We start from the raw sequence: 13,778 nt of genomic DNA, 5'->3' as shown, positions 1-13,778 counted from the left end.
GGGGAGCGGCCGTCGCCCCCCGAACACCCTAACCACACAGTCAGTTCCGGCCGGACGGCACCTCGCTGCGCGCGGCGTCCACGATGACGTCGGCGACCTCCTTCGGCCGGGACACCATCGGCAGATGAGAGGTCTTCAGCTCCACGGTGTGCGAGCCCGCCCGTTCGGCCTCGAAGCGCATCACGGCGGGGGCGAGCGCCCGGTCCTGGGTCGCCACGATCGCCCAGGACGGGATGGTCTTCCACGCGGCGGAGGTCGCCTTGTCGTCGAAGGCGTCCTCACTGAACGGGCGCTGGGTGGCGGCCATCAGGGACGTGGTCCTTCTGGGCAGGTCCGCGCCGAAGACCTCGTGGTACTGGTCGGGGTCCAGGTAGAAGTCGTAGCCGGTGCCGCCGTCGGCGGTCCGGAACGGCACCCGGTTCATGGCGGGTTCCAGGATGGCGCCGGGGAACTTCCCGGTCAGTTCGCTGATCACCTCGCCCTTCTCCGGCATGAGGGCCGCGACATAGACCAGCGCCTCGACATCCGGGTCGCCGGTGGCCGCCTCGCTGATGACCGCGCCGCCGTAGGAGTGGCCGACGAGGACGACGGGGCCGTCGATCTGGTCCAGGACGCTGGTCACGGCCGCCGTGTCCACCGGGAGCCCGCGCAGCGGATTGGCGGCGGCCACGACCGGATAGCCCTGGCGCTGGAGGCGTTCGACGACCCCGTTCCAGTAGGAGGAGTCGGCGAAGGCGCCATGCACCAGGACGACGGTGGGCTTGGCGGCCCCGTGTCCGCCGCCCGCACCCGGGGACGCCTGCGGACTGCCCGACGCCGCCACCGGGGTGACGAGCAGCACGCCGACGGCGAGTGCGGCGACCCCCTGGACCCGGCCCGCCCCGAACCGCCGGTACCTCTCGTTGACGACCATCTCTGCGCACTCCTCCACTGACGTGCCGCCCGCTGGAGCCGGCGGCTGGTTCGGCCGCGCCATGAGCGCCCCGCGAGGGGACGCCGGTGAGCGCGACCGTCGCCGACGCTAAACGCTGACGCCGGTGTCAACGTCAAACTCCGCAGGTCAGGAGGGAGGAGCACGGTCTGAGATGGTTTGCCAGTTCGGCAAGAAGTGTTGCCTGGGGGACGTGTATGTTACGGGCATGGCGCACGAGAACGAGGTGGACACCTGGGTCGGTCACCGGCTGCGGGATCTGCGCGGTGAGCGGGGCATCACCCTGATGACGCTCTCCGAGCAGACCGGTATCTCCGTGACCCATCTGTCCCGGCTGGAGAAGGGGACCCGGCAGCCGTCGATCGGGAGTCTGCTCCAGATCGCCCGGGTGTACGGGCTGTCGGTCAGCGAGCTGATCCAGGAACAGGAGCTGGAGGACCACCATCTCGTCCGCGCCGCGGACGCGCGGTCGCACCCCGGGCAGGACGGGCACTACACCGTGCTCAGCGGGCCGGGTTCGACGATCGCGGTGATCCGGGTCGAGGTGGAGCCCGGCAAGTCCATCAAGGACGCCCGGCACGCGGGCGAGGAGTGGCTGCATGTCGAGTCGGGGGACGTGGTCTTCCGGCTGTCCGGCACGGACATCGCGCTGGGCGCCGGGGACTCCGTCCACTTCGACTCGTCCAAGGTGCACCGGCTGACCAACAAGGGCGACCGTCCGGCGACGGTGCTGGTCGTCTCGACGGCGGCGACCACACCGATGCACCATCCGGTGCCCGCCGCGAAGACCCGCCGCTGACCGCCGCCGACCACTGCCGACCACTGCCGACCACTGCGACCGCTGCCGACCGCCGCGCGCGAGCCGCTCAGGCCAGCCCGAGGAGTTCGCGGGCCAGCACGCCGGGCGCGATGAGCACTTCGGCGTGGCCGACCCCGGTCAGGGTCACCAGGTCGAAGCCCCGCTCGGCCGCGTCGGCGGCGGTCCCGTCGAAGAACCGCTGTGCCGCACAGTGGATGTATGTCACGGGGGTGCGCGCCAGCACCTCGTCGGCGCCCGCGAGCAGCGGCTCGGCGTGGGTGTGCCGGGGCATCGGCGCGAGATGGCGTTCCAGCCACGCAGCCCCGTCCTCGTCGGCGCCGAGTGCGCGCGGGTCCAGCGGGGCGACCTGCCAGTCGGGGCCGCCCTCGGGGGCCACGAACGCGTCCTGGAGCCAGGGCAGCAGTCCGAACGCGGAGTCGCCGCCGCGGGGCGCGAACGCGTCGACGTAGACGAACCGTCCGACACGGTCCGGGGCGAGGGCGGCGACTCCGGTGATGACCATGCCGCCGTAGCTGTGGCCGACGAGGATCACATCGGTGAGGTCCCGCTCGGCCAGAAGTGCGGCGATCTCCCGCGCGTTGGCGTTGACGCCCACCTCAGGGGCGCCCTCCGCACGCCGCTCGGCGAAGCCGGTGAGGGTCGGGGTCAGCACCCGGTGCCCGGCGTCCTCCAGCAGGGGCCGCATCCGGTCCCAGCACCAGCCGCCGCCCCAGGAACCGTGGATCAGCACGAACGTCGCCATCTCGCTCCTTCTCCCGCAGGTCACGGCCCCGGTGGGCCGAGTGCACACAGCATCGGCCGCACGGAACGCCAGGTCAACCCGTGAGGCGATTTATTTCGCCTGTCAGGCAATACCGCGGACGACTCCGTCCCGCACATGGGTGAGGGCCTCCGGCATGATGCCGGAGGCCCTCACCGCGACCCGGGGAAGCGGTCCCAGGGAAGCGGTCCCAAGGAAGCGGTCCCAGGTAAGCGGTCCCAGGGAAGCGGTCCCAGGTAAACGGACTCAGGGAAGGCGTCAGCCCAGGGGCTGGATCCAGATGTCCCGGTAGCGGACCTTGTTGCCGTGGTCCTGGAGCCGGACCGCCCCGGTGAAGGCGCCCTCCGGGATGGAGCCACCGGTCGGACCGGTGATCGCCACATCGTCATGGACCGTGACGCCGTTCCAGACCACGGTCACCCGAGCGTCCTCGGTCTTCTGCCCGTCTGCGCCGTAGCGGGCGGCGCGGAAGGTGATGTCGTAGGACTGCCAGGTCTCCGGGGCCGTGGACGCGTTGTGGTCGGCGGCTTTCTGCTGGTAGATCGCGGCGGCCTCGTTCGCGGCCAGCTTCGGGACGCCGAACGAGTCCAGGACCTGGATCTCGTAGCGCTCCTGGAGGTAGACGCCGCTGTTGCCGCGGTCCTGGCCGGTCACGTCGTCGGGCAGCTTGGGCACCCGGAACTCGACATGCAGCTTGTAGTCGCCGAAGGACCGCTTGGTGCGGATGTCGCCGCAGCAGACCTCGACCGAGCCCTCGGGGGTGCGCGGCCAGGCGACCGCGCGGCCGTCGGTGTGCTGCCACTGGGAGAGGCTGCCGTCCTCGTCCAGCAGATCGATCCGGGCGCCCGGGGTGCCCAGGTGGATCATGTCGAGGTTGACATGCCCGTCGTCGCCCTCGTCATGGCGGTAGGCGATGGTGTTGGCGCCCTTGCGCAGGGTCAGCCGTTCGGTGTGGGTGGCCCAGGTGGTCCAGGAGCCGGTCGACGGCAGCGCCGTCTGGCGGACCTTCTCCCCGTTGACGTAGACGCTGATCTTCTTGGTGCCGGTGAAGGGGTTGGGGCCGTTGGCGTAGCGCAGGCCCACGTCGTAGGCGCCCTTCTTGGCGGTCTCGACCTGGAAGGTGGTGGTGGCGCCGACGGTGCCGTAGTTGTCGACGAAGCCGCCGCCGGAGTAGCCCCGGTGCTCGGTGTCGAACCCGGCGCCGCCGGACAGCTTGGCCTCCTCCGCCTCGTACTCGGTGGGGGTGGAGCGGTCACCGGGGATGGCGTTCAGGGTGTACCAGGCTTCGGTGCTCCACAGGGCCTCGCCGTTCGCCGCGGTGAAGGGGCGCGGGGAGCGGACGTGGACGACCCGGTCGGCGCGGAGTCCGGGGATCTCCAGGCGGACCTGGGTGCGGTCGCGGGAGACGGACGCCCCGGCGACGGTCAGCGGCTCCTCGTCGATCTTGGGGCCGCCGTACTGCGGGGTCGGCGAGTAGCGCCACTGGCGGACCTCGTAGCTCTGGGCGAGGTTCTGGGCGATGCGGTCGACGGTGGCCTGGGACAGCGGCTGGGTGTACTTGAGGACGAAACCGTCGTCCGTGGCGCGCATGGAGTGCATGTCGAAGGCGCTGGTGCCGTTGGGGGTGAGCTTCTGGAGGCCGAAGCGGAGCTTGCCCTCCTGGCCCCAGTTGCCCTCGGCGCCCAGACCGCCCGTGTAGATCGCGCCGTCGGGGCCGACGCTGATCCGGTTGACCCCGGCCTCCAGGCCCTGGGTGTGCCGGAAGACCGCGCCCTGGTACTGGCCGTCGACCTTCTCCAGGCTGGCGCGCTGGAGCCCGCCGTAGGTGACGTCACCGAACAGCAACTGTCCGGCGAAGGGGCCCTTCTTCAGGGTGAGCGGGGTGCTGGGCGAGTTGGCGATCTCGTTCTGCGGCAGCCACAGCACCGGCTTGGTGACCGGCTGGGCGTCGAAGCGGCCCGGGATGGTGGCGGTGCCGTCCTGGGCGCGGGTGTAGTGGTTGAAGAAGCCGTCCTTCTTGATCTGCACCAGTTTGGACGCGGGGAGCCAGCCGCCCTGGTTGTCGGTCACGAAGATCTCGTTCTTCGGGCCCCAGCCGATGCCGTTCGGGGTGCGCAGACCCCCGGCGAGATAGCTGACCTTGCCGGTGCGCTTGTCCACCTTGATGGTGGTGCCGCGGTCCTTGGCGGGCTGCGGATCGGTGGTGGCGCCGCCGTAGTTGATGGCGACGGAGAGGTTGAGGTAGAAGCTGCCCTTGTCGTAGAGGAGGCCGAAGGCGAACTCGTGGAAGTTGCCGCCGTAGGGCCAGGCGGCGACCTTGCGGTAGGTGTCGGTGACCTCGTCGCGGTCGGTGTCGTTCAACTCGGTCAGCTGGTGCTTCTCCGACACGTACAGCTTGCCGTCGACGTACTTGATGCCCATCGGCTCGCGCAGCCCGGAGGCGATCTTCTTGGCCTTCACCTTGTCGGGGCCGGTGGCGCCGGTGACATTGCTGAGGAGGTAGACCTCGCCGTCGGTGGTCTGGCTCTCGCCCCAGGTGGAGACCGCTAGGCGGCCGTCCGGCAGCCAGTCCATCGCGGACACCTTGGGCTCGAAACCGGCCGGACGCAGGTCGGTGAGCGTGTAGTTCGGGTGGACCCCGGCCAGCGGAAGGCCGTCGCCGGGGCTGTCCTGCCCGCTGACGCACTCCTTGCGGCCGGGCGCGGTGACCCGGACGACCCCGGCGTCGGTGCTGAGCGCGGAGGTGGGGACGAGGGTGTAGTCGCTCGCGCCCGGCGGCTTCCACTGGAGGGTGACCTGCTGGCCGCCGCCCGCCTCGAAGTGCTCGATCCGCAGCGGATGCGCGCCGGGGCTCAGTTGGGCGGTGCCGTCCTTGGGTTCGGCGCCGTGCAGTCCGTCGTGGTCGATGACCAGCTTGTCGTCCAGGAACAGCCGTGAGCCGTCGTCGCTGATCAGCCGGAAGTCGTACGCCCCGGCGACGGGGACGTTGAGATAGCCGAGGGCCTGGGACATGAAGTTGTTGGCCAGCCCGAAGTCGGCCTCGGTGGACCAGTCGACGACCGGCATCAGCTTGTCGACGTTGGGGGTCTGGCCCTCCTTCAGCTGGCAGAGCTTCTTCAGGGGGGCCTGGAGGTCGAACACCCGCAGGGTGACGCCGGGTTCCTGGGGCGGGATGTCGGCCGCGGCGGCGCGGGCCCGGCTGTCGGGGGCGGGGGTGTCGGCGACGGCGGGCGCGAAGCTGCCCGCGACGAGCAGGGCGAGCACGACGCTCGCGGTGCGTCTGGAGAGACGACGGTACGGCCGGGTTCTCACGGTTCCTCCTGGCGCTCGGGGGGCGTAAGGGGGGCGACTCGGCGGAGACACTAGGGACTTTCGCCCGCACGGTCCATACTTCGTCCACAAAGAGTCGAAAGTTTTTTCACAGCGAGCGGAAGAAGCGCGGATTCCGGTTGTCCCCCGCACCCGCCCGCCAACTGCTGGACTCAAGGCGAGCGTTGGCCCGTACGGGGATACGATTTCGTCGGCGCCGGGGTCCGGGGGCCCCGCCGCGCACTCCGCGGGAACCGTGGGACGTGCGGTGAGCATCGCTACAGGCGCGGACCGGCGCCCGAGGGCGCGGGCGCACGGGGGGAGCACACGGGGTGCACCACAGGACGTGGGGGGCGAAGACCTTGACGTATCGAAAAGCCCGGCTGGGGTGGGGGACCCTGGCCGTGTGCGGAGTGCTGCTGGCCGGATGCACCGGCGGCGGCGACGGGGACGAGGCGGAGACCAAGGGGGGTACGGGCGGCGGGGTGACGGTGGCCTCGCCGGACAGCCGCCGCGAGTCCCCGCCGGAGCTCCAGGAGGCGGACCCGGCGCGGCAGCCGAAGACCGCCGCCCAGGCGCGGACGCTCGCCGGGAAACTCAACGCGGGAACCGAACTGTTCCCCACCGGGGAGGTCCAGCGGGCCGAACCCTACGAGAGCGACCCGAGCCGCTGGGCGGTGCTCGGCGACGACTGCGTATGGCAGCGCGAGCCGCTGCCCGACACCGTCCTGTCCACCCTCACCCGGCACTTCGAGGTGCCGGAGGCCGGGGGCAAGGGCCTGGTGCGGATCTCCACCACCGTGACCGTGCACCGCACGCCCGAACTGGCGGGCTGGGAGCAGGCCGCGATGCTGGAGGAGGCGGTGGGCTGCGGCGAGCAGGTCCTCTCCGACGGTGAGCGGCTGACGGGGCTGATCTCCCTGGCCTCCCGGTGGGGCGAGGGCAACAACCTGTACAGCGAGGACTCGCTGATCGAGATGGGCAAGTGCGTCAGCGAGGAGCACGGCGGGCCCTACGAGTACTGGTGGTCGCAGGCCACGTTCGGGCCGGTGACCGCGGCGACCTCGGTGTGCGGGGGACGCGGCTACGACCAGCGGGCGCTCATGAAGCTGGTGGAACAGGCACTGCCGAGGATGCTTCAGCGGGCCCAGGAGGAACTGGGGCGGCCGGTCGAGGGCAAGTCGGGGTCGGCGTCGCCCTCCGCCGGCGCCGGGACGCAGGAGGACAAGTGATGGAGCGTCTCCTTCCGACCGACCCGTCCCAGCTCGGCACCTATCGGCTGCTCGGCCGGCTCGGCGCGGGCGGCATGGGCGTGGTGTACCTCGCGCGCGGCGCCGACGGGGCACTGGCCGCCGTGAAGGTCATCCAGCCCGAGTTCGCCGAGGAGCAGGAGTTCCGGGCCCGGTTCCGGCGCGAGGTCGCCTCCGCGAGCCAGGTCCAGAGCCCCTGGGTGGTGCCGGTGCTCGGCGCCGACCCGGAGGCCGCGTCGCCCTGGCTGGCCACGGCGTTCGTCCCCGGCCCGGCGCTGGCGGAGGCCGTGGGGTCGTACGGGCCGCTGCCGCCGCGGGCGGTGCGGGTGCTGGGCAAGGTACTGGCGCGGGCGCTGGCCGCGGTGCACACGGCGGGCCTGGTGCACCGGGACATGAAACCCGGCAATGTGCTGCTCGCGATGGACGGGCCCCGGCTCATCGACTTCGGCATCGCCCGCTCCACCGCCGCCGAGGCGACCGAACTCACCACCGCCGGGGTGGTGGTGGGCACCCCCGGCTTCCTCTCCCCGGAACAGGCGCGCGCCCATGCCGTGGGACCGCCGAGCGATGTGTTCTCGCTGGCCTGTGTCCTCGCGTACGCCGCCACCGGCCGTCCGCCGTTCGGCACCGGCGCGGTGGACGCCCTGCTGTACCGCACGGTCCACGACGAGCCCGATCTGACCGGCGTCACCGACGAGGCGCTGGCCGGGCTGCTGCGGAACTGTCTCACCAAGGACCCCGCCGGGCGGCCCACCGCCGCCGAGGTCGACGCGGCCCTGGTGGAGGACGCCCCCGAAGGCGCGATCGACTGGCTGCCGGACCCGGTGGTGGCCCTGGTCGCCGAGCGCTCCCAGGCGCTCCTCGCCCTGCCCGGCATCGAACCCACCCTCGTCCCCGGCGGTCCCGGCGCGCCCGCCGCGCGCCCCGGACGGCGCCGGTTCCTCGCCCTCGCCGGGGGCGCCGCCGCGCTGCTGGCGGCGGGCGGCGGCACCGTCGTCTGGGCGACCAGCCGCGACGACGGGAACGACGACGCCGGGCAGGACGGCGGACCCACCCGGGTCATCGGGGTGCACGCGGACCTCAGCGGCCCGCAGAAGGCGACGGGCGTCGCCCAGGAGCGGGCGGCACGGCTGGCCGTGGAGCAGTTCAACGCCGCCGCCGACCGGCCGTTCACGCTGGTGCTCGACGTGGTCGACGACAAGGGCGAGGCCGCCCGCGCCGAGTCCGCGGCCCGTCGGCTCACCGGCCGCGAGGAGGTGCTCGCCGTGCTCGGCCCCACCGGCTTCACCTCCGTGGCGGCCTGTATGGCGATCTACGAGAGCGCCCGGCTGCCCGTGCTGACGGTGTCCGAACTGTCCCTCGCCGCCTCCCAGCAGGCCCTGGTCGCCCCACCCGAGTGGTACTTCCGGACCGTCCCCATCGCCCCGTACACCGCCTACGGGACCATGCTCGCGATCGGTGCCGCCGGGGGCCGGGCACCCGGGCTGCTGATCGACCGGGCGGGCGGCATCACCGGCTACGAGATGACCCATCTCGCCCGGGGCGCGGCCGGTGGTCTGTCGATGGACCTCCACACCCGGGTCGTGCCCCACTTCGCCGACCCCGCCTCCGTCCTGGACGACATGCTCGGCGACGGCATCGACTCCCTGTACTACACCGGCACCCCCGAGCGTGGTGCCGCCGTGGCCCGCGCCCTGGCCGAACGGGACTTCGCCGGGGAGCGGTTCCTCGACCTGGGCTCGGCCAACGACACCTTCCTGCGGGCGGCGGGACCGGCCGCCGACGGATGGCAGGCGCTCATCCCCTTCACCGACCCGGGCGACCCCCGGGTGAAGACCTTCGCCACCGCCTACCGCGCCCGCTACGGCAGCGCGCCCGCGCTCACCGCCGCCGAGGCGTACGACGCCACCCGGCTGCTCGCCGACCGGCTCACCTCGCTGGCCGCCGACGGCGGCCGGGAGGAGCTGGCCGACGCCCTCGCCGCCTCCCGCTACCAGGGGTTCACGGCCCTGCTGGCGTTCGACGACACCCATGTCGTCGAGGCCACGCAGATCCCGCACTACCGGGTCGACGGCGGACGGTTCCGCCCTGTCGGGCCGGTGCAACTGCCCACCTGAGCGGCACCCACGGCGAGGATCGAGGAATGCGCGCACTACGGCCCGAGGACCCCGAGACCCTGGGCGGGCACCGGCTGCTCGCCCGGCTGGGCACCGGCGGCATGGGCACGGTCTATCTGGCACGGGCCGCCGACGGGGCGCCCGTCGCCCTGAAGGTGATCCGGGCCGAGCACGCCGCCGACCCGGCGTTCCGGGCCCGCTTCCGCCGCGAGGTGCGGCTCGCGGGCGGGCTGTCCGGGCGCTGGGTCGTCCCGGTCACGGCGGCCGACCCGGAGGCCACCGAACCCTGGCTGGCCACGGCGTTCGTCGCGGGCCCCGAACTGGCGGAGGCGGTCGCCGCGGTGGGCGCCCTGCCCGCCCGTACGGTAGCCGTGCTCGGCGCGCGGCTCGGGCGGGCACTCGCCGAGGTGCACGCGGCGGGCCTGGTGCACCGGGATGTGAAACCGGGCAACATCCTGCTCGCCCTGGACGGGCCCCGGCTCATCGACTTCGGCATCGCCCAGGGCGCGGGCGCGACCGCGCTCACCGCGCCGGACGCGGTGGTCGGCACGCCCGGCTACCTCGCCCCGGAACAGGCCCGCGCCTCGGCGGGCGAGGTGGCCGCGCCCAGCGATGTCTTCGCCCTCGGCTGCGTCCTGGCGTACGCGGCGACGGGGCGCCGCCCGTTCGGCACGGGCGACCCCAGCGCGGTGCTGTACCGCACGGTCCACGAGACCCCGGACCTCATGGGCCTCGACACCGCGCTCCCCCCGGAACTGGCGGCGACGATCACGCGCTGCCTGCGCAAGTCCCCCGGCGAACGCCCGACGGCGGCGACGCTGGCGGAGGTGTGCGAACGGGCGACGGGTGAGCGGGGCGCGGGGGAAGGCGGCGTCTCCGAAGGGGGCGTGGGGGAAGGGGGCTTCGGCCCGCCGGGACACGGTGGGTCAGACGGCGGAGTGGCGTCCGGGGACACGGCGGGAGGGAAGCTGGCCGGGGGCAGGACCGTATCCGCGGGTACGGGGGAACCGGAACCAGCCGACGGCGGCCGGGCCTCCGGACGTACGGGGACACCGGACCCGCGCGCGGGGAGGCCGGACGCGTCCGACGGTGAATCCGTCCCGGGACACACCACCGCACCGGCCCCGCCGGGAGGCGACCCCGCCCCCAGACACACCACCGCACCGGCCCCGCCGCGAGGCGACCCCGCCCCCAGACACACGACAACACCCGACCCGCACGACGGCGACCCCACCCCCGGACACACCACCGCACCGGCCCCGCCGCGAGGCGACCCCGCCCCCAGACACACGACAACACCCGACCCGCGCCTGGCAGGCTGGCCCTCCCCGAGTGAGCCCGGCGCGGCACGCCCCGCGCCGGGACCGCCCACCGCACCGGCCACCGCACCGGCCAAGGCGCCGGACGACACACCGGACGGCACACCGAGCGACGCCCCCCGGGCCACTCCCCAGGACAGCCCCCGGGACGCCCCACCCGGCGTCCCGCCCGGCGCGCAGGGCCCGGCAACGCCCCCCTGGTCCACCGCCGGAGGCAACTGGCTGCCCCCCGACATCGTCCGCCTGGTCGCCGACCGTTCCGCGCGGGCGCTCGACCCGCCGCCGCGTCCCCCGGCCGCCGCCCCGGCCCACCGGGACGACGACCCCGGACGGCATCCCACCCGGCGCCGGGCGCTGCTCATCGGTGGGTCGGCGCTGGCGGCGGTCGCGGCGTCCGGCAGCGCGGCGGCCGTACTGCTGCTGCGGCGTGACCCGGCGAGCGGGAACGGGGACCCGGCCGCCCCCGAGGTGCCGACCCGGCTGATCGCGGTGCAGGGCGATCTGTCCGGCGCCGGGAAGGCCGTCGGCACCGCCCAGGAGCGCGGGGCGCGGCTCGCGGTGGCCGCCCACAACGCCGGTGCGAAACTCGCGTTCCGGCTGAAGCTCGCGGTGCACGACGACGGGGGCGACCCGGACCGGGCGCGGACCGTGGCGCGGGACCTGGCGGACACCGCCGGAGTGTGCGCGGTGCTCGGACCGACCACCACCGGGACGCTGCGGGTGGCCGCGCCGCTGTTCGAGGCGGCGTCCATGCCGTTCGTCCTGGTGTCCACGGACGCCGAGGAGGCGGGCCTGTCCTCGGCGACGAACCGGACCCTGGTGCTGACCCGGGCGCCGTCGACGTACCGCACGCTGCCGCTGATCAGCTATCTCACCCGGGTGCGGGACAGTCACCGTACGGCGGTGGTGGAGGACGAGGCGGGGGGCGCGGTCGCGCGGAAGATGCGGCTGGACATGGGGGAGGCGGCGCCGAACGGGGACGACGGCGGGACCGTGTCGGTGTACCAGGTCGCGGCGGGCGAGGACGACTTCGGGCCCGCCGTGCGGGAGGCGCTGGCGGCGGACGCGGACGCCGTGGTGTACGCCGGTACGTCGGCGCGGCGGGCGGCGGCCTGTGCGCGTGCGGTCGCCGGGGCCGGTTTCACGGGCGCGCGGGTCGCCTTCGAGCCGGTGCTGCGGCCGGAGTTCCTTCAGGCGGCGGGCGCCGCGGCCGACGGCTGGGTGTTCGGGGCGTCGTACGCCGAGCCGCAGTCGGCGGACACACCGGCGGCGCGGTCGTTCACCGCCGCCTACCGCGAGCGGTACGACACGGCACCGGCCCGCTGGGCGGTCGAGGCGTACGACGCGGTGGGGCTGCTGGCGCGGGCGCTCGGCGCGTTCGGCTCCCGGGCGTCGGTCCAGCCGGGCGAACTGGCGGAGCGGGTCTTCGTGTCGTCGTACGAGGGGGTGGCGAAGCCGCTGCGGTTCACCGACGACGGTACGCATCTGATCCAGTTGGAGCAGTCCGGTTTTCTGTACCGGGCGCAGGGCGGCCGGTTCCGCTTCCTGGGCCGCTTCGACCAGGTGACCGAGGACCCCAAGTAGCGCTTCAGGTAGGGGACTTGGCGTCTTCCGGTTTCCGCCGGTGGTGGGGTTAGCCCCCAGGGGAAAGCGGGGGGCGCCCGTAAAGTGCCGGAATGCCCTTGCCGCCTAGCGTGGGCTCATGCGAACGACACAGCGAACCGGACTGGCCGTCGCCGGGGCACTGGCCCTGGTGTGCGGTGCCGCCGCCCTGCCCGCTTCGGCGGCCGAGCCGACGGGGCTGGACCGGTACTACACCCAGGACCTCGACTGGTACGCGTGCGCCCTCGGCCCGGACGACGAGACGGGGCAGCGGCTCGACGCGGCCGGTGCCCGGTGCGCCGAACTCACCGTCCCGCTGGACTACACGGAGCCCGACGGCCGCACCCTGACCGTCGCCGTCTCCCGGCTCGCCGCCACCGACCCCGATGAGCGGGTGGGCCCGCTGCTGCTGAACAACGGCGGTCCCGGCGGCGCCAGTCTGGACATGCCGCTGACCGTCGGCCGGGCGATGGGCGCGGTGGCCGAGCAGTACGACCTGATCGGCGTCGACCCGCGTTTCGTGGGCCGCTCCACCCCGCTCGACTGCGGCTGGGACATCGGTACGGCCGTGTTCTCGGCGGGCATGGACCGGGCCGCGTTCCGCGAGTCGGTCGCCGTCCAGCGCGATCTCGCCGAGCGCTGCGAACGGACCGAGGGGGACGTCCTGCCGTACGTCACCACCCGGAACACCGCCCGGGACATGGATGTGCTGCGCGGCGCGCTGGGCGAGCGGAAGATCTCCTATCTCGGCTACTCCTACGGCAGTTACCTCGGCCAGGTCTACACCCGGATGTTCCCGGGCCGTACCGACCGGATGGTGCTGGACGGGGTGCCGTCCGCCGCCCAGTACAGCCAGACCCTGCTGGCGGGCAACGAGCGGGTGGGTCAGCGGGCGCTGCGGGCCTGGGCGGACTGGGCCGCCGAACGGGACGCGGACTACGGTCTGGGCGCGACCCGCGCCGAGGTGCTGGCCACGGTGGACCGGGTGCTGCGGGCCGCCGCCGAGGAGCCTCTGCGGGTCGGGGACTTCACCGTCGACGAGCACTTCGCGCCGCTCGTCTTCTTCATCCCGCTGTTCAGCGATCTGCCGGAGAACCGGGCCGTGCTCGCCGACATGGCCGTCACCCTCGTCAGGGCCGCCGACCGCGAGCCCGACGTGCGGCCCGATCCGGTGCTGGAGGAGGTGCTGACCGGGCTGCTCACCGGCCAGGGGTCGGCGGCGGCCAGTGTGCAGACGGCCATCATCTGCGGGGATGTCGCCGAGCGGCGCGGGATCGGCAGCTACTGGAAGGCCGTCCAGTCGGCGCGGACGGTGTCACCGGTCGTCGGGCCGATCGCCCGCAACATCTCGGCGTGCGAGTTCTGGGACGCCCCGGTGGAGCGGCCGACGGTGATCGACAACGATGTGCCCGCGCTGCTGGTCAACGCCACCGGTGACACCCGGACCCGGTACGAGAGCGCCCGGCAGGTGCGGGCGCAGTGGCCGTCGTCGCGCCTGGTGACCGTGGCCGGGGCCGGTCAGCACGGGATCTTCGGCGAGTACGGCAACGCCTGCGCCGACCGGCAGGTGAACACCTATCTGGACACGGGCAGGCTGCCGGGCCGGGATGTGACCTGCCAGAAGTAGACAGCGGCTGAGGGGCCGGGGATGAGGGGGTGGACGCCGGTAC

At 73.4% G+C, this 13,778-nt stretch carries 8 protein-coding genes and 1 pseudogene; 6 read left to right on the top strand and 3 right to left on the bottom strand.

Translation table 11 applies throughout. The features are described 5' to 3' along the window. Positions 1-40: 40 nt before the first annotated feature. Positions 41-913 (bottom strand): alpha/beta hydrolase, encoded by an 873-nt coding sequence (locus tag AB0D49_RS27895; protein ID WP_362762260.1) that lies wholly within the window; start codon positions 911-913, stop codon positions 41-43. A gap of 226 nt (positions 914-1,139) precedes the next feature. On the opposite strand from AB0D49_RS27895, the gene AB0D49_RS27890 reads away from it, so the two are divergent. Continuing rightward, positions 1,140-1,730 carry a cupin domain-containing protein gene (locus tag AB0D49_RS27890; protein ID WP_362762258.1) on the top strand — a complete coding sequence of 197 codons (591 nt, stop codon included), beginning with the start codon at positions 1,140-1,142 and terminating at the stop codon, positions 1,728-1,730. Between the two features lie 67 nt (positions 1,731-1,797). On the opposite strand, the gene AB0D49_RS27885 is transcribed toward AB0D49_RS27890, so the two are convergent. Continuing rightward, positions 1,798-2,493, bottom strand: a complete 696-nt coding sequence (locus tag AB0D49_RS27885) for an alpha/beta fold hydrolase (RefSeq protein WP_362762256.1) — start codon at positions 2,491-2,493, stop codon at positions 1,798-1,800. 276 nt (positions 2,494-2,769) lie between these two features. Beyond that, positions 2,770-5,823 (bottom strand): family 16 glycoside hydrolase, encoded by a 3,054-nt coding sequence (locus AB0D49_RS27880; RefSeq protein WP_362762255.1) that lies wholly within the window; start codon positions 5,821-5,823, stop codon positions 2,770-2,772. 359 nt (positions 5,824-6,182) lie between these two features. Here AB0D49_RS27880 and AB0D49_RS27875 point away from each other — a divergent pair, with 359 nt between their 5' ends. The 5 genes and pseudogenes from AB0D49_RS27875 (at position 6,183) to AB0D49_RS27855 (ending at position 13,735) form a co-directional block, all read left to right on the top strand. Then, on the top strand, positions 6,183-7,052 hold the full coding sequence (locus AB0D49_RS27875; RefSeq protein WP_362762254.1) for a hypothetical protein: 870 nt from the start codon (positions 6,183-6,185) through the stop codon (positions 7,050-7,052). Beyond that, on the top strand, positions 7,052-9,187 hold the full coding sequence (locus tag AB0D49_RS27870) for an ABC transporter substrate-binding protein (RefSeq protein WP_362762252.1): 2,136 nt from the start codon (positions 7,052-7,054) through the stop codon (positions 9,185-9,187). Before AB0D49_RS27875 ends, AB0D49_RS27870 begins: the two co-directional genes overlap by 1 nt. A 26-nt stretch (positions 9,188-9,213) precedes the next feature. After that, positions 9,214-10,008, top strand: a pseudogene (locus AB0D49_RS27865) (serine/threonine-protein kinase); the annotation flags it as partial. A gap of 6 nt (positions 10,009-10,014) precedes the next feature. Next, on the top strand, positions 10,015-12,090 hold the full coding sequence (locus tag AB0D49_RS27860; RefSeq protein ID WP_362762421.1) for an ABC transporter substrate-binding protein: 2,076 nt from the start codon (positions 10,015-10,017) through the stop codon (positions 12,088-12,090). 118 nt (positions 12,091-12,208) lie between these two features. Next, a complete protein-coding gene (locus AB0D49_RS27855) occupies positions 12,209-13,735 on the top strand; it encodes an alpha/beta hydrolase (protein ID WP_362762249.1) in 1,527 nt (508 codons plus the stop codon). Positions 13,736-13,778: the final 43 nt, after the last annotated feature.

Source organism: Streptomyces sp. NPDC048290 (genome assembly GCF_040652095.1).
Lineage (GTDB): Bacteria > Actinomycetota > Actinomycetes > Streptomycetales > Streptomycetaceae > Streptomyces.
The sequence above is the reverse complement of the archived record's forward strand: the minus strand, read 5'-3'. Positions and strand labels throughout refer to the sequence as shown.